General features: G+C 70.8%; 19 protein-coding genes and 1 pseudogene. 7 read left to right on the forward strand and 13 right to left on the reverse strand.

Translation table 11 applies throughout. From position 1 onward, the window contains the following. Nucleotides 1-208: 208 nt before the first annotated feature. Together AB0M27_RS00545 and AB0M27_RS00550 are read right to left on the reverse strand one after the other, a co-directional pair. Nucleotides 209-562, reverse strand: a complete 354-nt coding sequence (locus tag AB0M27_RS00545; RefSeq protein WP_365716377.1) for a hypothetical protein — start codon at nucleotides 560-562, stop codon at nucleotides 209-211. A gap of 423 nt (nucleotides 563-985) precedes the next feature. Then, nucleotides 986-1,555, reverse strand: coding sequence for a sigma-70 family RNA polymerase sigma factor (locus tag AB0M27_RS00550; protein WP_365716838.1), 570 nt, complete (start codon nucleotides 1,553-1,555; stop codon nucleotides 986-988). Between the two features lie 285 nt (nucleotides 1,556-1,840). Here AB0M27_RS00550 and AB0M27_RS00555 point away from each other — a divergent pair. Further along, nucleotides 1,841-2,161 (forward strand): annotated as a pseudogene (locus AB0M27_RS00555) (tyrosine-type recombinase/integrase); the annotation flags it as partial. Between the two features lie 118 nt (nucleotides 2,162-2,279). On the opposite strand, the gene glnA reads toward AB0M27_RS00555, so the two are convergent. Beyond that, nucleotides 2,280-3,689 (reverse strand): type I glutamate--ammonia ligase, encoded by a 1,410-nt coding sequence (gene glnA / locus AB0M27_RS00560; RefSeq protein ID WP_365716379.1) that lies wholly within the window; start codon nucleotides 3,687-3,689, stop codon nucleotides 2,280-2,282. Nucleotides 3,690-3,899: 210 nt separating this feature from the next. On the opposite strand from glnA, the gene AB0M27_RS00565 reads away from it, so the two are divergent. Beyond that, on the forward strand, nucleotides 3,900-4,370 hold the full coding sequence (locus tag AB0M27_RS00565; protein WP_365716381.1) for an RDD family protein: 471 nt from the start codon (nucleotides 3,900-3,902) through the stop codon (nucleotides 4,368-4,370). Between the two features lie 105 nt (nucleotides 4,371-4,475). Next, nucleotides 4,476-4,976: a flavin reductase family protein gene (locus tag AB0M27_RS00570; protein WP_365716383.1), complete on the forward strand. Its 501-nt coding sequence runs from the start codon at nucleotides 4,476-4,478 to the stop codon at nucleotides 4,974-4,976. Between the two features lie 19 nt (nucleotides 4,977-4,995). On the opposite strand, the gene AB0M27_RS00575 is transcribed toward AB0M27_RS00570, so the two are convergent. The 4 genes from AB0M27_RS00575 to lipB all read right to left on the reverse strand — a co-directional run bounded on the left by AB0M27_RS00575 (nucleotide 4,996) and on the right by lipB (nucleotide 8,081). After that, nucleotides 4,996-5,685: a DUF4191 domain-containing protein gene (locus AB0M27_RS00575; protein ID WP_365716385.1), complete on the reverse strand. Its 690-nt coding sequence runs from the start codon at nucleotides 5,683-5,685 to the stop codon at nucleotides 4,996-4,998. 69 nt (nucleotides 5,686-5,754) lie between these two features. After that, a complete protein-coding gene (locus AB0M27_RS00580; RefSeq protein ID WP_208901281.1) occupies nucleotides 5,755-5,952 on the reverse strand; it encodes a hypothetical protein in 198 nt (65 codons plus the stop codon). Between the two features lie 243 nt (nucleotides 5,953-6,195). Next, nucleotides 6,196-7,161, reverse strand: coding sequence for a lipoyl synthase (gene lipA / locus AB0M27_RS00585; protein ID WP_365716387.1), 966 nt, complete (start codon nucleotides 7,159-7,161; stop codon nucleotides 6,196-6,198). Between the two features lie 122 nt (nucleotides 7,162-7,283). Continuing rightward, on the reverse strand, nucleotides 7,284-8,081 hold the full coding sequence (gene lipB, locus AB0M27_RS00590; protein ID WP_365716389.1) for a lipoyl(octanoyl) transferase LipB: 798 nt from the start codon (nucleotides 8,079-8,081) through the stop codon (nucleotides 7,284-7,286). Nucleotides 8,082-8,320: 239 nt separating this feature from the next. Here lipB and AB0M27_RS00595 point away from each other — a divergent pair, with 239 nt between their 5' ends. Beyond that, nucleotides 8,321-9,790, forward strand: a complete 1,470-nt coding sequence (locus tag AB0M27_RS00595) for a regulator (RefSeq protein WP_365716391.1) — start codon at nucleotides 8,321-8,323, stop codon at nucleotides 9,788-9,790. A 113-nt stretch (nucleotides 9,791-9,903) separates the two neighbouring features. Here AB0M27_RS00595 and AB0M27_RS00600 read toward each other — a convergent pair whose 3' ends face one another. Then, nucleotides 9,904-11,268 (reverse strand): NAD(P)/FAD-dependent oxidoreductase, encoded by a 1,365-nt coding sequence (locus tag AB0M27_RS00600; RefSeq protein ID WP_365716393.1) that lies wholly within the window; start codon nucleotides 11,266-11,268, stop codon nucleotides 9,904-9,906. 215 nt (nucleotides 11,269-11,483) lie between these two features. Further along, complete coding sequence (locus AB0M27_RS00605) at nucleotides 11,484-12,377, reverse strand: TIGR01777 family oxidoreductase (RefSeq protein WP_365716395.1); 894 nt, start codon at nucleotides 12,375-12,377, stop codon at nucleotides 11,484-11,486. 152 nt (nucleotides 12,378-12,529) lie between these two features. On the opposite strand from AB0M27_RS00605, the gene AB0M27_RS00610 reads away from it, so the two are divergent. After that, nucleotides 12,530-13,009, forward strand: a complete 480-nt coding sequence (locus AB0M27_RS00610) for a GNAT family N-acetyltransferase (RefSeq protein WP_365716397.1) — start codon at nucleotides 12,530-12,532, stop codon at nucleotides 13,007-13,009. A 3-nt stretch (nucleotides 13,010-13,012) separates the two neighbouring features. On the opposite strand, the gene AB0M27_RS00615 is transcribed toward AB0M27_RS00610, so the two are convergent. Continuing rightward, the gene (locus AB0M27_RS00615) at nucleotides 13,013-14,197 is read right to left on the reverse strand and encodes a MarP family serine protease (protein WP_365716399.1); all 1,185 of its coding nucleotides are present in this window, start codon (nucleotides 14,195-14,197) and stop codon (nucleotides 13,013-13,015) included. A gap of 391 nt (nucleotides 14,198-14,588) precedes the next feature. Here AB0M27_RS00615 and AB0M27_RS00620 point away from each other — a divergent pair, with 391 nt between their 5' ends. Further along, complete coding sequence (locus AB0M27_RS00620) at nucleotides 14,589-15,563, forward strand: peptidoglycan recognition protein (RefSeq protein ID WP_365716400.1); 975 nt, start codon at nucleotides 14,589-14,591, stop codon at nucleotides 15,561-15,563. 72 nt (nucleotides 15,564-15,635) lie between these two features. Then, the gene (locus AB0M27_RS00625) at nucleotides 15,636-15,881 is read left to right on the forward strand and encodes a hypothetical protein (RefSeq protein WP_365716402.1); all 246 of its coding nucleotides are present in this window, start codon (nucleotides 15,636-15,638) and stop codon (nucleotides 15,879-15,881) included. 11 nt (nucleotides 15,882-15,892) lie between these two features. Here AB0M27_RS00625 and AB0M27_RS00630 read toward each other — a convergent pair whose 3' ends face one another. From AB0M27_RS00630 to aceE, 3 genes are all read right to left on the reverse strand, one after another. Beyond that, nucleotides 15,893-16,411 carry a DUF4240 domain-containing protein gene (locus tag AB0M27_RS00630; RefSeq protein ID WP_365716840.1) on the reverse strand — a complete coding sequence of 173 codons (519 nt, stop codon included), beginning with the start codon at nucleotides 16,409-16,411 and terminating at the stop codon, nucleotides 15,893-15,895. Nucleotides 16,412-16,477: 66 nt separating this feature from the next. Continuing rightward, nucleotides 16,478-17,503, reverse strand: a complete 1,026-nt coding sequence (locus tag AB0M27_RS00635) for a YafY family protein (RefSeq protein ID WP_365716404.1) — start codon at nucleotides 17,501-17,503, stop codon at nucleotides 16,478-16,480. A 91-nt stretch (nucleotides 17,504-17,594) separates the two neighbouring features. Continuing rightward, nucleotides 17,595-20,297: a pyruvate dehydrogenase (acetyl-transferring), homodimeric type gene (aceE, locus tag AB0M27_RS00640; RefSeq protein ID WP_365716406.1), complete on the reverse strand. Its 2,703-nt coding sequence runs from the start codon at nucleotides 20,295-20,297 to the stop codon at nucleotides 17,595-17,597. Nucleotides 20,298-20,400 lie beyond the last annotated feature (103 nt).

A 20,400-nucleotide genomic window follows, 5' to 3' on the forward strand; every position in this document is an offset into this window, starting at 1 on the left:
AATAACAACAACAACGGCGACGACGGGAACAACAACAATAATAACAACAACAACGGCGACGACGGGAACAACAACAACAATAACAACAACAACGGCGACGACGGGAACAACAACAACAATAACAACAACAACGGCTGAACTTCACAGCCCGGAGGCCGGTGGTCTAAATTCACCGGCCTCCGGGCTGTTTTGGTGCGGGCGTCGCGCCTCAGCTCTGGTGGCAGTTGTGGTTCTGATTGCCGCTGAGCGTGCTGATCGACCCGTCCTGCCCCTTCGGGTAACAGACCTGGAAGTTAATCAGTGACCTGCACAGAGGCTCGAGAGTTCCTGTGGCGCACTCTGGAGCCTGGGCGTCGAGGGCTTTGGTCTGGGTGCTGCCGCTTTGAACCGGGGGGTAGCCGTTATTGTTGTTGGGCCCGCCCCCGCTGTTGGTGTTGGTGCTGGTCTGCTTTCCGTCGTCGCCGTGTCCCGCAATTGTCTGAGCCTGGGCGCCGCCGGCGCTGAAGAGAATCGCCGCCGTCGCAGTGGCGCTGATTGTGACGAAACGCTTGGCGAGCTCCACTCGACCGACCTTTCGGCGTCCCTGGTGCCGAATCTCGGACTTTAGGGGGGGATGGCGACGACAGGCGTAGAGCGATTACTAGCCTCGCGCTTTCACGAAGCGGGCTGTCCGGCAGGCGGTCAGGAAAGCAGAAAGTGCCTCTGCCGCGTAAATAGCAGCAGGTCAGGGTGGGTGTGGGCAGGGCTTGGTGCCCGGTGGCTGTGGAGGTCATCGGGTGTCCGGGCTCGGGAGCGGTCAGGCTGTGGCTCCACTCCGAGGGCGCCTTCGAGATAGGGGCCAGTTCCTCTTCGAAGGATGTCCGACCGGCACCGTCGAAGGGCCGTGAGTCGTAGGAAGTCGTCGGACTCCTTCCGTGGGCTGCCGTGGTGAGGGGCTGGAGAGCGCGGGGATATGGCTTCTGGGCTTGCCGATGCCACGGGCGAGCTACGAGCGCACGGTGCTCGGCGAGATGTCGAGGTCGGCCGCGATCTCGGCGTCGGAGAGGTCGTGGAAGTAGCGCAGCACCACCACCGTCCGCATTCTCATGGGCAGTTGCCGCAAGGCATGCACCAATTGGTCGCGGATGCCGACCTGTCCGTATTCGTTCCCCGGGGCGACCCGGTCGCCACGGTCGGGAACGGTCCTGCGGAACCTGCGCCAGCGGTCGTTGGCCAGGTTCACCATGATCCGCCGTACGTAGGCGTCCGGAGCGTCCGCCACGGCGATCCTCCGCCATGTGCGGCAAGCCCGCTCCAGCGTCTCCTGGACCAGGTCCTCGGCCGCCGCCGCGCGCTCCAGCGCCGTGGACAGGTCGGGCGCGTGGTCGGCCAGCACGGTCAGGCCCTCGTGGAGATAGCGGTAGGCGTTCGGGACCGAGATGCCGTTGTCCCGGGCAAGTTGGGCCAACCGGGTGCCGTCGACGAACCAGCGCAGCACGAGCACGGCCTGCCTGAAGACGCCCAGTGCGCGGGTGCCCTTGCGAGTCCCGAGTCGCTCGCGGTGTCCGCGCAGCAGCTTTGCGAGGTGGTCGGCGGTCCCCCCGCGGACATCGAGGACGGGGGTGTAGGTGATACTGGACGACACGTGAAGCCTCTGGTTGTACCGAACGTGATCTTGGCAGACCTGTTTCCATCAGGGGCTTCACTCTGTCTGACGCCAGCTCACCGTCCTGCGGTCCGGCGCTACATCACGCTACGCAACCATCACCTTGCTGAGAAGACTTCACTGTAAGCACTGCTGCTGGAAGATCTCTGACCCGTCGGTTCGCCTTCTGGCCGGGAGGATTTTCTCTACTCGCGGGAACGGAAGGCGTTGAATCGCAATTACTTCAACATGTACCTCTGGATGCCCGCCCTGGTCTCCGCAGGCGTGATCCCTGAGCGGTCGCCGGGGGAGCGGTTCAGGGAGGCGCGCGAGCACGGCATGCACGCCCTGAGGCACTACTACGCGTCGGTGTTGCTGGACGCGGGGGAGAACGTGAAGGCCCTGGCCGAGTACCTCGGGCACGCGGACCCCGGCTTCACGCTGCGCACTTACACGCACCTGTTGCCGAACAGCCAGGATCGAGCCCGCAAAGCCATCGACCAGGCATTCAAAGAGCGCCAGGACGACGCAGCCTGAGCAGGCCCCGAGAGCCGGAGCCGAAAAGCCGTCGGCCGGCTCTCCCGCGCTGGGAGAGCCGGCCGACGGCCCACAGACGGCCCAGGAGCGCGGTTACCCGCTCTGACCTGGGGCGATATCACACGTCGAAGTACAGCTCGAACTCGTGCGGGTGCGGACGCAGCTGCAGCGGCGCGATCTCGTTGGTGCGCTTGAAGTCGATCCACGTCTCGATCAGGTCCGGCGTGAACACGTCGCCCTGGAGGAGGAACTCGTGGTCGGCCTCGAGCGAGTCGAGGACGGCCGGCAGGGAGGTCGGGACCTGGGCGACGTTCGCGTGCTCCTCGGGAGCCAGCTCGTACAGGTCCTTGTCGATCGGCTCAGCCGGCTCGATCTTGTTCTTGATGCCGTCCAGACCCGCCAGCAGCAGTGCCGAGAAGGCCAGGTACGGGTTGCCGGAGGAGTCCGGGGCGCGGAACTCGACGCGCTTGGCCTTCGGGTTCGAGCCGGTGATCGGGATACGCATCGCGGCGGAGCGGTTGCGCTGCGAGTACACCAGGTTGATCGGCGCCTCGAAGCCCGGCACCAGACGGTGGTACGAGTTCACCGTCGGGTTGGTGAAGGCCAGCAGCGACGGGGCGTGCTTGAGGATGCCACCGATGTAGTAGCGGGCGGTGTCCGACAGGCCCGCGTAACCGGCCTCGTCGTAGAACAGCGGGTCGCCGTTGCTCCACAGCGACTGGTGCACGTGCATGCCCGAGCCGTTGTCACCGAAGATCGGCTTCGGCATGAAGGTCGCGGTCTTGCCATTGCGCCAGGCCACGTTCTTCACGATGTACTTGAACAGCTGCAGGTCGTCGGCGGCGGCGAGCAGCGTGTTGAACTTGTAGTTGATCTCGGCCTGGCCGGCGGTGCCCACCTCGTGGTGCTGGCGCTCGACCTTCAGGCCGGCCTGTTCCAGCTCCAGGGAGATCTCGGCGCGCAGGTCGGCGAAGTGGTCGACCGGCGGGACCGGGAAGTAGCCGCCCTTGTAGCGGACCTTGTAACCACGGTTGTCCTCGAGGGCACCGGTGTTCCAGGCGCCCGCCTCGGAGTCGATGTGGTAGAAGCTCTCGTTCGCCGTGGTGGCGAAACGGACGCTGTCGAAGACGTAGAACTCGGCCTCGGGGCCGAAGTACGCGGTGTCCGCGATACCGGTCGACGCGAGGTAGGCCTCGGCCTTCTTCGCCACGTTGCGCGGGTCGCGGGAGTACTGCTCGCCCGTGATCGGGTCGTGGATGAAGAAGTTGATGTTGAGGGTCTTGTCCCGGCGGAACGGGTCCACACGGGCGGTGGACAGGTCCGCGCGCAGGGCCATGTCGGACTCGTGGATGGCCTGGAAACCACGGATCGACGATCCGTCGAAGGCCAGCTCCTCGTCCGGGTCGAACGCCTCAACGGGCACCGTGAAGTGCTGCATGACGCCCGGCAGGTCGCAGAAGCGGACGTCGATGAACTTGACGTCCTCGTCCGCGATGAACTTCTTGGCCTCGTCGGCGTTCTGGAACATCCAGCTCCTCCTACTCCCGACCGTCCTCGCCGGGGTGGTAGATCGTTCGTGCGGCCAGTGCGGTGGCACACGCTGGCCTCGACCCTAGGGACGGGTGATTTCTCGGGCGTGACCCGTTTGTTTCGCAGAAGTTAACCGGCCACGTGTCCACCGTAGCCCTGACACACCCCTCGGCACAGTGCGCGAAACCGGGCACAGTACCGTTGACGGGTGGACAACAGGCAAGCACTCGGATCGTGGCTCTCCGGGCCCCGCGCGGCCATGGAAGAGGCCGGCGCGGACTTCGGCTACCGGGGCGAGCAGCTCGGCCTCCCGGAGGAGGGCCCGAACTCCATCGCCCGGCCCGGCCGCCGGCTCGGCGCGCTGGCCGTGGACTGGGGGCTGAGTGTCCTGATCGCATACGGCTTGATCACGGACGGATACAGGGTTCCTGCGACGAGTAACTGGGCGCTCGGCGTCTTCTTCGTCATGAGTGTGCTGACCGTGGGCACGATCGGCTTCACCCCGGGCAAGCGCCTGTTCGGCATCCGGGTGGTGGCCCTGGAGACCGGCACGGTCAATCCGCTGCGGTCCATGTTCCGCACCGTCCTGCTGTGTCTCGCCGTCCCGGCACTGATCTGGGACCGCGACGGGCGCGGGCTGCACGACAGGCTCGCGAAGACCGTCGAGGTCCGGGTCTGACCGTTCTCGGCTGCGGGTGAGCAACCCCTGCCTCCCCGCACCCGGCAATGGCCCGGATGCCCCCATCCGGTTGCCCGGTCACACAGCCGGCTGCATCGTCGCGGTATGACCGATGCTCAGGATGTGATGGCGGCCGAGGTGACACCGGAGGAGTTCCGGGACGCCATGGCGCGCTTCCCCTCGGGCGTGGTGGTGGTGACCGCCTGCTGCGAGGACGGCACCCCGCGCGGCTTCACGGCGAGCTCCTTCTGTTCCGTCTCCCTGGAGCCACCCCTGGTCCTGGTGTGTCTCGCGGACGCGGCTGACTCGGCGGCGGTCTTCGCGCGGTGCGAGCACTTCGCGGTGAGCGTGCTGGCCCCCGAGCACCAGCCGCTGGCCCTGCTGTTCGCCACCAAGGGCGCGGACAAGTTCTCCGACGCCCTGCTGCAGCCGAGCCCCTCCGGACTGCCGACGGTGCGGCAGGCGCCCGTACAGCTGGACTGTGCCGCATACGCGCGTTACCCGGCCGGGGATCACTCGATCCTGATCGGCCGGGTAACGGGAGTGCGGCTGGGCGAGGGTTCGCCGATGGTCTACTGCGAGCGGGAGTTCCGGCGCCTGTCCTGACAGGCCGGCACCAAGGGGCTCAGCGGCCCTTCGGCATCCGCATGCCCTTGGGCATGGGACCCTTCGGCAGCGGCATGTTGCTCATCAGGTCGCCCAGGGCCCGCAGCCGGTCGGTGGTGGCCGTGACCTGGGGGCCGGTGAGCACGCGCGGGAGCTTCAGCATGGTCGTGCGCAGCTTCTTCAGCTCGACCTGGCCCTCGCCGTTGCCGACGATCACATCGTGCACGGGTACGTCCGCGACGATCCGGTTCATCTTCTTCTTCTCGGCGGCCAGCAGGCTCTTCACCCGGTTCGGGTTGCCCTCGGCGACCAGCACGATGCCGGCCTTGCCGACGGCCCGGTGCACCACGTCCTGGCTGCGGTTCATCGCCACCGCCGGAGTCGTCGTCCAGCCCCGGCCGATGTTGTCCAGTACGGCGGCCGCGGCGCCCGGCTGACCCTCCATCTGGCCGAAGGCGGCACGCTCGGCCCGGCGGCCGAACACGATCGCCATCGCCAGCAGCGCGATCAGCAGGCCGAAGACGCCCAGAAAGTAGGGGTGGCCGATCAAGAAGCCGATCACAAGGAAGACAGCGAGGGTGCCGATGCCGACGGCCCCGAGTACAAGACCGATCTTCGTGTCGACCTTGCGGGTCATCTTGTAGGTGAGAGCGATCTGCTTCAGTCGCCCTGCGTTCGCGGCGTCCGCCGCGGTTTCCTTCCTCGCCATGCCAGGAAGTCTACGTGGCCCCGGGAGTGCGGACGACGGCAGTGCCCGGGGGAAAGCGGTCGGGAGGGTTCAGGAGCGGCCGGCGGCCTGCTCCAGGAAGCGCTGCGCCTCGACCCGGTCCTTGGCACGCCGGCGGTCCTCCAGTACGGAGGTCCAGGCGTTGCGCCGGGCGGTGCGCTGACCGCCGCTCATGAGCAGGGACTCGACGGCGCGGAGAGCATCGGTGAAGGACGGGATGGCGGTGGCGCGTACGGGCGCGGCCTGCATGATCGAGGTCCCCCCTCGGATCGGATGGTGTACGAGCGGTGATACCAGAGTCACTGATTGGTGTTACCAGGGCGTGTCCGACCGGTCAAACACCAATGAAGCCTTGATACAGAGCGCTGAAACGCTGACGCGGCCCTGACGGTGGCCCTCATCAGCGAGGACGGTCAGGACCGCGTCGACTCGGCCATTACTGGCCAGTAGTTACTTGTGCCCGAATTCACACGCTCGGCGCATGCGCCGGGCTCACACCGCCTGGGTGGCGACGAACGAACCACGCTTCTCGATGGCCATCTGGTACAGGCGCCCGGCACGGTACGAAGACCGCACCAGCGGACCCGACATCACACCGGAGAAGCCGATCTGCTCGGCCTCCTCCTTCAGCTCCACGAACTCCTCCGGCTTCACCCAGCGCTCGACGGGGTGGTGCCGGACGGAGGGGCGCAGGTACTGGGTGATGGTGACCAGCTCGCAGCCGGCGTCGTGCAGCTGCTTCAGCGCCTCGCTGACCTCCTCGCGGGTCTCGCCCATGCCGAGGATCAGGTTGGACTTGGTCACCAGGCCGTAGTCGCGGGCCTCGGTGATGACCTTCAGGGAGCGCTCGTAGCGGAAGCCGGGGCGGATCCGCTTGAAGATCCGGGGGACCGTCTCGACGTTGTGCGCGAAGACCTCGGGGCGGGCGGAGAAGACCTCTTCGAGCTGCTCCGGGACCGCGTTGAAGTCGGGGGCGAGCAGCTCGACCTTCGTACGGCCGCCCTCCCGGTCCGCCGTCTGCCGGTGGATCTGGCGCACGGTCTCGGCGTACAGCCAGGCGCCGCCGTCCTCCAGGTCGTCGCGGGCGACGCCGGTGATGGTGGCGTAGTTCAGGTCCATCGTGACCACGGACTCGCCGACGCGGCGGGGCTCGTCGCGGTCCAGGGCCTCGGGCTTGCCGGTGTCGATCTGGCAGAAGTCGCAGCGCCGGGTGCACTGGTCGCCGCCGATGAGGAAGGTCGCCTCGCGGTCCTCCCAGCACTCGTAGATGTTCGGGCAGCCGGCTTCCTGGCAGACCGTGTGCAGGCCCTCGCTCTTCACGAGGTTCTGCATCTTCGTGTACTCGGGACCCATTTTCGCCCGGGTCTTGATCCACTCGGGCTTGCGCTCGATGGGGGTCTGGCTGTTGCGGACCTCCAGGCGCAGCATCTTGCGTCCGTCGGGTGCGACTGCGGACACGACCGGCTCCCTGTAGCTTCGATTCTTCGGCGTACACAAGGGTACGCCCGTGTTCATAGCGCCCTGCCGACGAGATCAACCTCGCGGTCGCAGGGCGCATTCCCCCCGGGACGGCCGACGGCTCAGGCGGATGCCTTCTCGATCACCCGCGGCTTGGGTTCCGCGTTCTCCAGGATGTCCTTCAGGTGCTTCTCGACCACCGGCAGGACCTCCTCGATGGTGATGTCCCGGCCCAGCTCGGCGGCGAGGGAGGCGACCCCCGCGTCCCGGATCCCGCACGGGATGATCCGGTCGAACCACTTCATGTCGGGGTTCACGTTGAACGAGAAGCCATGCATGGTGACGCCCTTGGCCACCCGGATGCCGATCTGGGCGATCTTGCGGTCCTCGCGGCGCTGGCCGGCGTTGGAGGGAGCGTATTCGGGGCCGTTGAGGCGGGGGTCGAACTCCTCGTCCTGCAGCCGCGGGTCGAAGTCCAGGGACAGCCCGCCGAGCGCGGGGCGCTGCTCGACCGGGTCGCCGAGCACCCACACGCCGCTGCGGCCCTCGACCCGGGTGGTCTCCAGGCCGAAGTCGGCGCAGGTGCGGATCAGCGCCTCCTCCAGGCGCCGTACGTGCGCGACCACGTCCACCGGGCGCGGGAGCTTCTGGATCGGGTAGCCCACCAGCTGGCCGGGGCCATGCCAGGTGATCTTGCCGCCGCGGTCCACGTCGATGACCGGGGTGCCGTCCAGCGGACGCTCGCTGTCCTCGGTGCGGCGGCCCGCCGTGTACACCGGGGGGTGCTCCAGGAGGATCACGGTGTCCGGGACCTCGTCGGCGAACCGGGCCGCGTGCACGCGGCGCTGCTCGTCCCAGGCCTCCTGGTAATCGACGGCATCCGCACCGAACCCTATGCGGACGAACCGCAACTCACTCACGGCAAGCGCCTCCCTCAGCGACCGGTGTGTCAGGCACGTAACGCGCCCACGCCACTGTACGTCCGACCGGCGTACGTCAGCCCTGCGGGCGTTTCTCACACGATCGGATGAATGCCAGGCGGAATGTGCGATCGCCTGCTCACTCTCCGCTACATTCGCGCCGTTCGTGAGGCCATAAGGGCTGCTCAAAGGCAAACCGGGCACTTCAGCAGCCCGGAAGGCAGGAGACCGCACCGCAGATGACGGACCGACCCGCGCAGCGCACCCCCAACCGCCAGCTCGCCGCGCTCATCGCAGAGGCGGGGTTCTCCAACGCGGGTCTGGCTCGTCGCGTCGACCAGCTCGGCCTGGAGCACGGGCTGGACCTCAGATACGACAAGACCTCGGTCACCCGCTGGCTGCGCGGACAGCAGCCGCGGGGGACGACACCCGCCCTGATCGCCGAGGTCTTCGCGCGCCGGCTCGGGCGCCGGCTCACGGCCCAGGATCTCGGCCTGGACGCCTGCGCGCCGGTGTACGCCGGGCTGGAGTTCGCGGCCACGCCGGAGGAGGCCGTCGACATCGTCAGCGGGCTGTGGCGCAAGGACTCCGGCAGCCACGCCGAGCTGCGCAAGATCGCCTTCACCCCGGCGGGGCTCGTGGTGCCCAGCCGGGACTGGCTGATCGGCAAGGCCGACGACAAGGTGGCTCGCGAACCGGCATCCCGGGTGCCCGCGCAGAGCCGTCCGGCCCCGGCCAAACCCCAGGGCCGGCCGGCGCTCGCGATCCCGCCCCGGGCGCGCGGGCACGCCGAGCGCGCCCCCGGTCACAAGGTCACGGGCGGCGACATCAACGCGCTGCGTTCGGTCGGCGAGCTGTTCCGCACCCTCGACGACCGGTACGGCGGCGGCCATGCCCGGCAGGCCCTGGTGCGCTACCTGGAGCACGAGTGCGAGCCGATGCTCCGCGGCAGCTACGACGAGCAGACCGGCCGCAAGCTGTTCGCCGCGGCCGCCGACCTCACCCGGCTCGCCGGCTGGACCTCGTACGACATCGCCGCGCACGGACTCGCCCAGCGCTACTTCGTGCAGGCCCTGCGGCTCGCCCAGGCGGCCGGCGACCGGGCGTACGGCTCCTACGTCCTGGTCACCATGAGCCGCCAGGCCGTCTATCTCGGCCACGGCAGGGAGGCCGTGCAGCTGGCCCGGGTGGCCCAGCAGGGCATGGGCACGGGCGGCACGCCGGTCGTGCAGGCGCTGCTGCACGCCTCCGAGGCGAGGGCGCACGGCGTGCTCGGCGAGGTGCGGGCGTGCACGGCGGCGCTCGTGCGGGCCGAGCGCGCCCTGGAGGCGGCCCGGCCCGGGGACGAGGTGCCGTACTGGGCCAGGTTCTTCGACGAGGCGCAGCTCGCCGACGAGTTCGGGCACTGCCACCGGGATCTGCAGCAGTTCCGGGCGTCCGCCCAGCATGCCGAACGCTCGCTCCAGCTCCGCGCGCCCTCCTACGCCCGCAGCCGGCTCTTCTGCCGCGTCGTCCTCGCCACGGCCCGCCTCGGCCTCGGCGAACTCGACCAGGCGTGCGCGCTCGCCGCCGAGGCGGCGGGTCAGGCCGCGGAGATGCGGTCCGCTCGCGCGATCGAGTACGTGCGGGACTTCGAACGCCGACTGGAGCCGTATCGGGACGCGGCACCGGTGCGGGGGTATCGGGAGAAGGTGGCGGCGTTGGGTTAGCCACCCGCCGTTGTGGGTTGCGGTTGTTCGCTTGGTGACGCGCCGTCGTGGCTGGTCGTGCCCACGCGGCGGAGCCGCATGTCGATACAGCCCCGCGCCCCTTCGGGGGCGCCTTACGCCGCCCTTGGCAAAGTGGGTGCCGGATCTGCGCGATTCAACGAACCCGCCGCGCCCAGGTCGGCCAGAACCGCCGCCGTCGCCCGGTGGGCCGAGTGCAGGGCGCCCTGGACCGTGCTGGTGTCGCGGTGGTCGCCGCAGACGTACAGGCCGGCCAGGAGGCGTACCGGGCGGCGCAGGTCGTGGGGCGGGCGCATGGCGGGGACGGCCTCGGGGGTGTGGTGGACCGCCAGCGTCTCCCAGCGGCGCGTCGAGGTGCCGTAGAGGCGGGAGAGGTGGATGCGGACCGCCGTGTCCACCCCTTCGGGTGGTGTGCCGAGCACCGTCGAGGAGATCAGTACCCGGCCGCCCGGGGCCCGGCTCGGGTCCACGTTGCTCAGCACGGCCGTGTGTGCCACCGGCCCGCCCCGGTCGGCGTCCAGCAGCAGCGAGGTGCCGGTCGAGAAGGCCGCCGACGGGTCGTCGGTAGTGTGGTGGACCACGGTCACCGGGTGGAAGTCCGGCACCCGAAGGCCCGGCAGCAGCTCCGCCGCGGCCCGCGCGTCGGTCGCCAGCAGCACCGCCCGGCAGCGGATCTCTCCGTGCTCGGCGGTGGCGACGGACGTCGTGGAGACCGAGGTGACCCGTACCCCCGTGTGCACGGTGCCGGGCGGCAGTGCCCGCGCCAGCAGCTCCGGCAGCATCTCCGCGCCGCCCTCCGGCACACACAGCCGGCCGCTCGCGAAGGCGCGCAGCGCGAGGTCGGCGCACCGGCTGGAGGTGGTCAGCTCCCGGTCGCACAGCAGCGTGGCGAGCAACGGGCGCAGAAAGCCGTCGACCGTGCGCGGCGGCATCCCGCGCTGGGCGAGGGCCTGGTGGGCGGGCATCTCGGGCCGGGCCAGGATGCGCTCGACCGGGGTGGCGGCGATCCGGCCCAGCGCGGCGCCGAGCCGGGCCTGGTCGACGGCGCCGCCCATCGGCGCGCCGACGCGGCCGGGGGTGGCCGCCGGTCCCCTGGGGGCGCTCGCGAGGGCGCGCACCACATGGAGTGCGCCCCTTGTGCTCCTCCCGGCCGCCGGTGCGCCCGCGCGCTGGGTGCGTCCGTCGCGGTGCAGCAGGACGCCGGGCGCGAAGGTGCGCAGGACCAGGGAGTCCAGGCCGGGGGTCGTGCGGAGTTCGGGGTAGGACGTGGACAGCAGCTGTCCGATGCGGTCGAGCCGGAAGCCGTCGACCTTCTCGGTCGACATGCGGCCGCCGACGTAAGGTGCGGCCTCGAGGACTGCGGTCGAGATTCCTGCGCTGGTCAGCCGATGAGCCGCCGAGAGTCCGGCGATTCCGGCTCCCACGATGACGACGTCCACCTGGTACGCGGGCTCAAGCACGAGGCCCCTCCTGTGGTTGCGCGGCCGGTGGAGACGTCATGCCCCCAACAGGCTCCGGGGATACCCGAGTTCGTGTCGAGGTTAGGTCCGTGATCGGTCACAAGCAGTCGCGCATCAACAGGGCACGGTCGCATGGAGGTCGCATGCGGTCACAACAGCTCTCAGGAGGTTGCAGGAGGGCGCAGGAGATCTGTGCGCACGACCTCGTGCGTACGTCAGGCAGCCCGGATCGCTTCCTCGATTCCCGGAAACGCGAACCGGAACCCCGACTCCGACAACCGCTTCGGCAGCACGCGTTGGCTGCCCAGCACATCCCCGGCCAGCTCGCCCAGCACCGCCCGCAGGACGGGCGCCGGCACCGCGAACGGAGCCGGGCGGCGCAGTACCCGGGACATCGCGGCCGTGATCTCACGGTTCGTCAGCGGCTGCGGGGCCGTCAGGTTGAACGGCCCGGAGAGGCGGTCGTCGTCGATGAGATGGCGGATCGCGGCGACCTCGTCGTGCAGCGCGATGTACGACCAGTACTGCCGCCCGTCGCCCAACCGCCCCCCGAGCCCCGCCCGGAACAGCGGGAACAGCCGCCCCCAGGCACCGCCGCCCCGCGCCACCACCAGCCCCGTGCGCGGGAACACCGTCCGCACGCCGGCTTCCTGCGCGGGCGCCGCCGCCTCCTCCCACTCCACGCACAGCGAGGGCAGAAAGCCGTCCCCCGGCGGGGCGTCCTCGTCCACCGCCCGGTCGCCGGTGTCGCCGTAGATGCCGATTGCACTGCCGCTGACGAAGACCCGCGGCGGCTCCGGCAGCGCCGCCACCGCCTCCGCCAGCGCGGCGGTGCCCAGCACCCGGCTGTCCCGCAGCAGCCGCTTGTACGACGCCGTCCAGCGCCGGTCGCCGATCCCGGCCCCGGCCAGGTTCACCACCACGGCACAGCCGGTCAGCCCGCTCGCGTTGACGTACTGGCCCTCGGGGTCCCAGCAGACCTCGTCCGGGCCCGCGGCCGCCCGGCGCACCAGTCGTACCACCTCGTGCCCGTCCGCGGTCAGGGACCGCACCAGGGCGCTGCCGATGAGCCCGGACGCGCCGGCCACCGCGATACGGAGACGTTCCATGCCCCCAGCATGACCGCAGGGCCCGCACACCATGCCCGCGGCGCGGCCGTACGACCCGCGGGAATCCGGCCCGAGTCCCGCCCGGAAGCCAACCGGCATCCGGCCCGAAATCCCGGTGAGGCGCCGCGGCCCGCCGCCGTAGGGTGATCGTCGTGTCCGAGCCGTCCATACGCATCGCCGAGCCCGCCGACGAAGAGGAACTGGCCCTCCTCGACCGGTCCACCTGGTCCACCCTGCACGCCGTGTCGCCCCCGCCGGAGGGGCCGTTCTTCGACGAGCGCCACCTCCCGGAGGACTACCTGGTCGCCGAGGTCGACGGGCGGGTCGTCGGCTACGTCCGCATCGGCCGCCCGACCCCGCTCGCCTCCAACACGCACGTCCTGCAGATCCAGGGCCTCGCCGTCGCCGAGGAGGCGCGGGGGCGGGGCCTCGGGCGCGCGCTGATCCGGGCCGCCGTCGAGGAGGCGCGCGGGCGCGGTGCACGGCGGCTGACCCTGCGCGTCCTCGGGCACAACGCCCCGGCCCGCGCGCTGTACGAGTCCGAGGGGTTCGCCGTCGAGGGAGTGCAGCCGGAGGAGTTCCTCCTCGACGGCGCCTACGTCGACGACGTGCTCATGGGCCGGCGCCTGTGACCGTCAGGAGCTGACCAACTGGCCCGTGTCCACCGACACCGTCGCCGTGGCCGCGCGCTGGGCGTCGCCCGTCACCTCGTCCGCCGTCAGCGCGTACCCCGTCTCGGCGTCCGAGGTGGAGCGCGCGAAGACCACGCCGAACACCTTGCCGTCCGTGGTCAGCAACGGGCCGCCGGAGTTGCCCGGCCGGACCGTGGACCGGATCGAGTAGATGTCCCGGGTGACCGCGCCGTCGCTGTAGATGTTCTGCCCGGTCGCCCGCACCCGGCTCGCCACCGTCGCCGCCTGCAGGTTCAGGCCGCCGTCCTGCGGATAGCCCGCGACCACCGCGGAGTCCCCGCGTGTCGCGCTGGTGTCGAAACTCAGCACCGGGGCGCGCAGCCCGGGCACGTACAGCACCGCCACGTCCCGGTCGGGATCGAAGAGCACCACCCGGGCCGCGTACGACCGCCCGACGCCGCCGACCCGCACGCTCGGGTGGTCGATGCCCGCCACCACGTGCGCGTTGGTCATCACACGGTGGGCGGCGAAGACGAAACCGCTGCCCTCGCGGCCCTCGTTGCCCGAGACGCCCTCGATCTTCACCGTGCTCAGCTTCGCTGCGCTCGTCGCGGCCGGGGTGACGCTGTCACCGGAGGGCCGGGCCACCTGGGCCGTCGACTCGTTCTCGAACGGGTTGAAGACCTGCGGGAAACCCGCCTCGGCCAGCGCCGACGTGGCCCGCGAGAACCATGCGGGCGTGGTGTCCGGCATCGCACCCTGCACCGTGCCCAGCAGCGTCGAGTTCCGTATCGCCTGATTCAGCGCCTGCGACGGGGCCGCGCCCAGGACGCTCGCCGCCACCCAGGCCACGATCAGCACCGCGACCGCGTTCGCCGCCGCGCCCCCTATCCCGTCCAGCACCCGCAGCGGGCCCCGGTCCAGCTCCCCGCGCAGCCGCAGCGCCAGCCGGCCCGCCAGTTCGTGCCCCACCACCGCGGGCACCAGCACCGTCACCACCGCGAGCGCCGTCGCCTGCGTCGTACCGCGCTCCACCAGGCCGGTCACCCAGGGCAGCACCCACACGCCGACGGCGGCACCGCCGACGAACCCGGCCAGCGAGACACAGCCGGCCACCAGCCCGCGCCGGTAACCGGACACCGCGTAGACGAGCATCACCAGCACGAGTACCAGGTCGAGCAGGTCCACGGAGCCGCCTTTCTCTCGGACCCCTCAGTACGGACGGGACGGGCCCGGTGATCAGTCACAGACACACGGGGACGGCCACCGGACAGTGAACCGGCCACGCTTGTATGTACCCCCAGAAACGTACTGGACCGGGATGATGGTTCCGCCAGGTGGCAGAGTGCACATCGCGGGCATGACCCGACCGCCGGAGAGTGGGACCATGCACGCCGTCCGAAGAACACCGGAGACGCCCGGGAACCCACAGGCCCCGGGCGCGCTGGATACGCCGGAGACCACCGGGGCGCCGGGGACTCAGGGAATGCCGGAGACCGCCGGGACGCCGGGGACTCAGGAAATATCGGAGACCGCCGGGGGGACACCGGGCGCGCCGGAGCCGGCGGAGACCGCTCGGATGTCCCGGAGGACAGCGACGTGGGCCACCTCTCGGGCCCGGCTCTCCTCGGAGATACCGAGACGGCTCCTGGGCCTCCTGAGCTTCAGCAGACACCCCGAGCCGCAGACGTCGGTGCCCCCGGAGACCGAGGCGACGCTCGACAGCCCGCAGAAGCCGAGATCGCCGCGGTGGCCATGGGCATGGCTGCGGTCCGTCCGGCGGATACCCGGCGTCCTGCTGGTGCTGCTCGGCTGTCTGCCCGGGCTGGTCGCCGTCCCCGTGCTCGCCCTGAGCGCCCGCAGCGCCGAGAGCTCCGTCGCGGTCCACTTCGGCCGCGCCTCCCCGGCCACCCACCGCGCCCCCCGGCCGCACATCGTGCCCCGCGCCGTCTGGCTCGGCACCGCCGGGCGCACCCAGCCGCCGCCGCGCTACGACGACAAGGTGGTCGCAGTCTTCCTGCACCACACCGACTCGCCGGGCGACTACGACTGCCGCGACGCGCCGGAGATCATCCGCCGCCTGTACGCCGGTCAGACCGGCGCCCGGAGCTGGGACGACATCGGCTACAACTTCCTCGTCGACCGCTGCGGCACCATCTACGAAGGCCGCGCCGGAGGCACCGACCGGGCCGTCACCGGCGCCCACACCCAGGGCTTCAACCACCGCACCGCAGGCATCGCCGCGATCGGCACCTTCACCGCGGGCGTGCCCGTGCCCCGGGCCATGATCGACGCGATCGCGGCGCTGGCCGCCTGGAAGCTGGGACTCGCCGGCATCGATCCGCGCGCGAGGATCCGGCTGGTCTCCAGCAACAGCCTCAGCCGCTACCAGGCCGGCACCCCGGTCACCCTGCCCGTCCTGGCCGGCCACAACGCCGGGTTCATGACCAGCTGCCCCGGCGCCGCGCTCACCGCCCGGCTCCCCGAGATCAGGGAGCAGGCCGCGCGCCTGCAGGGCCGGACGACTCTGGCATGGCCCATAGGAACCCCTTAGCCGCCACGCAGCCCGCTCCGAGCCCCGCGTCCTACGGTCGTGGACAGCACAAGCCGACTGGAGGTGGGGATCATGAACAGCAGTCGTACCCATGCGAAGGACACGGCCGAGCGCACGGAGCGGGCGCAGGGGACGCGGACCGCGCGGGGCCCCTGGGCGGTGCTCTGCGCGGTCGCGACCGTCGTCCTCGGACCGGCCGCGGCCACCGCGTCCGCCCTCGACCAGGCCAATGCCGCGCCGCTGCACCACGCGGTTCGGGCCGACCAGCCCCAGGCCTGTCTGCCGGCCGACAGCCTCCGCAGGCGTTCGGCCGGCTGAGCCGGGGCGGGCTATTCCCGGAAGCGGTCCCACAGCCTGGGGAAGCGTGCGGCGAGCGCGCGCTCGTTCTCGAAGTCAACCGGCGAGCCCTCCGGTTCGGCGGGCGCCGGGGCGATGCCCAGGTCGGGCGCGACGGTGCCGGTCAGCTGCTCGTAGGCCTCGTCCGCCGCGTAGCCGAGTTCCTCGCCGTCGCCGTCGATCTCCTCGTCGAACGGGTCCAGCAACTCCGCCAGCGCGTCGGGATCGTGCAGGGCGCCCTCGTAGACCTCCCGGCCCTGGCCGATCAGCCAGCACCGGAAGAAGTCGAACGCGTCGTCGCTGGCCCCGTCCAGCAGCACCCAGGCCGCGCCCCACAGATCCCAGCGGTAGGCGCGGTTGTAGCGGGCCTCGAAGTGACGGGCGAAGTCCAGGATCAGATCGGGGTCCAGCAGGAGGAGCCGGTCCACGAGCACGTCCGCCTGTTCCTCGGGATCACCCTCGGCGGCCTCGCGGGCGGCGTCGATCAGCTCCCAGAACTCCGTCTCGTCCATCACGCCACCAGCATCGGGCCTCCATCGGTGGGACGCACGCGGAGTACGCCGGAGTACGGCGGATCGTTATCCGGTGTGCGATCCGGCGTCCGTACGGCCGTGCGGGCGCGGACCGCCGTACAGCGCGGCCAGCCGCGCCGCGTCCCCCGCGAACCGCCCTCGCAGGCTCTCCGGGGCCAGCACCTCCGCCTCCGGGCCGAGCGCCATCAGCTGGGCGTGTGCCACCTCCTCGGACTCCACCGGCAGCGTCACCGTCACCCAGCCGGTCCCGTCCGGCTCGGCCGGCCCGCTCAGCGCCTCCCGCGCCGACAGCGGATCGACGGCGTACCGCAGCATGCGCACACCCTCCGGCGACAGCCGTACGACGACCTCGGCGCGCAGGAGCGAGCGCGCGAACCGCTCGGCCTGCTCGGCCCAGTGGCCCGGCAGATCGAAGTCCGGATCACGCGCGAACCGTTCCTTCAGCGGTTCCACGGCGCTGAACCGGTCGATCCGGTAGGTCCGGTAGGCCTGGAAGGAGCCCCCGTCGGCCACCCGCGCGCACAGGTACCAGACACCCGCCTTCAGCACGAGCCCGTACGGCTCCAGCGCCCGCTCCACCTCACCCTCGCCGCGCCGGTAGCGGGCGGCGACGCGGCGGTCGTCCCACACCGCCTCCGCGACCGCCGGCAGCAGCGCGGGCGTCTCCGGTTCCCGGAACCAGGCCGGCGCGTCCAGATGGAACCGCTGGGCGGCGCTGTCCGGGGCGTCCCGCAGCGACGGCAGCAGTGCCGCGGACACCTTCAGCCGGGCGGCGCAGTGGGCATCCTCGAGGCCCATCTCCCGCAGCGCCCCCGGCACCCCGCTCAGGAACAGCGCCTCCGCCTCGCTCCTGGCCAGCCCCGTCAGCCGCGTCCGGTATCCGCCCACCAGCCGGTAGCCGCCGGCCCGCCCGCGGTCCGCGTACACCGGCACCCCCGCCTCCGACAGCGCCTGCGCGTCCCGGGTGACCGTCCGCTCCGACACCTCCAGCTCGCGGGCGAGTTCGGTCGCGGTCATGGCGGGCCGGGACTGGAGGAGGAGCACCATCTTGATGAGCCGGGCGGCACGCATGCGTTCATGATGCCGGGGGCCACTGACAGAGGAAGGGGCACGGCAGGTCGCCGTACCCCTTCCTCAGGACCCCGGTGCGCGGGCCCTGTGCTTACAGCCCGTACTTCTCCCGGGCCTCCTTGACCGCCGTGGCCTTCACCTCGCCGCGTCGGGCGAGCTGGGCCAGGGCCGCGACGACGATCGACCGGGCGTCGACGCCGAAGTGGCGGCGGGCGGCCTCACGGGTGTCCGACAGGCCGAAGCCGTCGGCGCCCAGCGAGGACCAGTCCTGCTCGACCCACTGCGCGATCTGGTCCGGGACCTGGCGCATGTAGTCGGAGACCGCGAGGACCGGGCCCTCGGCGCCCTGCAGGGCCTGGCGGACGTACGGCACCCGCTCCTCGCCGCGCAGGAGGGCGGCGTCCGCCTCCATCGCGTCACGGCGCAGCTCGGACCAGGAGGTCGCCGACCAGACGTCGGCCGCGACACCCCACTCCTCGGCGAGCAGCTTCTGGGCTTCGAGGGCCCAGTGGATCGCCGTACCGGAGCCCAGCAGCTGGATGCGCGGGGCGTTGGCGGCCGGGGACAGGCCCGCGGACTCCGCCGTGTTGAAGCGGTACAGGCCCTTGACGACGCCCTCGTCGATGCCGAGGCCGGTCGGCTTCGCCGGCTGCGGCAGCGGCTCGTTGTAGACCGTCAGGTAGTAGAAGACGTTCTGGTCCTCGCCCGGCTTGGCCTCACCGTACATCCGGCGCAGACCCTCACGGACGATCACCGCGATCTCGTAGGCGAACGCGGGGTCGTACGTCAGCGCGGCCGGGTTGGTGGCGGCGATGACCGGGGAGTGACCGTCGGCGTGCTGCAGGCCCTCACCGGTGAGGGTCGTACGGCCCGCCGTCGCGCCGACGAGGAAGCCGCGGCCGAGCTGGTCGCCGAGCTGCCACATCTGGTCGGCGGTGCGCTGCCAGCCGAACATCGAGTAGAAGATGTAGAACGGGATCATCGCCTCGCCGTGCGTCGCGTACGCGGTGGACGCGGCGATGAAGTCGGCCATCGAACCGGCCTCGGTGATCCCCTCGTTGAGGATCTGGCCGTTCCTGGCCTCCCTGTAGTACATCAGCTGGTCGCGGTCGACCGGCTCGTACGTCTGGCCCTTGGGGGAGTAGATGCCCAGGGACGGGAACAGGCTCTCCATGCCGAAGGTGCGCGCCTCGTCCGGGACGATCGGCACCCAGCGCTTGCCCGTCTCCTTGTCGCGGACCAGGTCCTTGACCAGGCGCACGAAGGCCATCGTGGTGGCCACGTTCTGCGAGCCGGAGCCCTTGTCGAAGGCGGCGAAGGCCTTCTCGGCCGGGGCGGGCAGCGGGGCCGGCGCGTGTGTACGGCGGGCCGGGGCGGGGCCGCCGAGGGCCGCTCGGCGCTCCTGGAGGTAGCGGACCTCGGGGGAGTCGGCGCCCGGGTGGCCGTAGGGGACCACGCCGTCGACGAAGTCGCTGTCCTTGATCGGCAGGTCGAGGCGGTCGCGCATCGCCTTGAACTCGTCCACCGTCAGCTTCTTCATCTGGTGGTTGGCGTTCTTCGACGCGAAGCCCTCGCCGAGGGTGTGGCCCTTGACCGTCTGGGCCAGGATCACGGTCGGCGCGCCCTTGTGCTCGACGGCGGCCTTGTACGCGGCGTAGACCTTGCGGGCCTCGTGACCGCCGCGCGAGAGGTGGAAGCACTCCAGGATCTTGTCGTCGCTCAGCAGCTTCGCCATCTCGGCCAGCGCCGGGTCCTTGCCGAAGAAGTCGGCGCGGATGTAGGCGGCGTCGCGGGTCTGGTACGTCTGGACCTGCGCGTCCGGCACCTCGCGCAGGCGGCGTACCAGCGCGCCGGTGGTGTCGAGCGCGAACAGCTCGTCCCAGGCCGTGCCCCACAGCGTCTTGACGACGTTCCAGCCGGCGCCGCGGAACTGGGCCTCCAGCTCCTGCACGATCTTGAAGTTGGCGCGGACCGGGCCGTCGAGGCGCTGCAGGTTGCAGTTGATGACGAAGGTGAGGTTGTCCAGCTCCTCACGGGCGGCGAGCGCGATGGCCGCGGTCGACTCGGGCTCGTCCATCTCGCCGTCGCCGAGGAAGGCCCAGACGTGCGAGGCGGAGACGTCCTTGATGCCGCGGTTGGTGAGGTAGCGGTTGAAGCGCGCCTGGTAGATCGCCGACAGCGGGCCGAGGCCCATGGAGACGGTGGGGAACTCCCACAGCCAGGGCAGGCGGCGCGGGTGCGGGTACGACGGCAGGCCGTTGCCGCCGGCCTCCTGGCGGAAGTTGTCCAGGTGCGCCTCGTTCAGGCGGCCGTCGAGGAAGGCGCGGGCGTAGATGCCGGGGGAGGCGTGGCCCTGGATGTACAGCTGGTCGCCGGAGCCGTCGCCCTCCTTGCCCTTGAAGAAGTGGTTGAAGCCGGTCTCGTACAGCCAGGCGGCGGAGGCGAAGGTGGCGATGTGGCCGCCGACGCCGTACTTGCTGCCACGGGTCACCATCGCGGCCGCGTTCCAGCGGTTCCACGCGGTGATCCGGGCCTCCATCTCCGGGTCGCCGGGCATGCCCGGCTCGGCGGAGGTGGGGATGGTGTTGACGTAGTCCGTCTCGAGGAGCTTCGGCAGCGCGATGCCGCCCGCCTCGGCGCGCTCCAGCGTGCGGCGCATCAGGTACGCGGCGCGGTGCGGCCCGGCCTCCCTGGCGACGGCGTCGAGGGAGGCCTGCCACTCGGCGGTCTCCTCCGGGTCGCGGTCGGGGAGCTGGTCGAGCGCGCTCGGCTGGATGGCGTTGGGGTCGGTCATGTCGCCGCCTTCCTCAGTCGAAGGGGGTTCCCTCATCGGTAAGGGTTCGGGGGTGCCCTAGGTCTTTGGCAGGACAGGGCGAGGACTTCGGTGGAAGTCCGTC

The organism is Streptomyces sp. NPDC052107 (assembly GCF_040680215.1).
GTDB lineage: Bacteria > Actinomycetota > Actinomycetes > Streptomycetales > Streptomycetaceae > Streptomyces.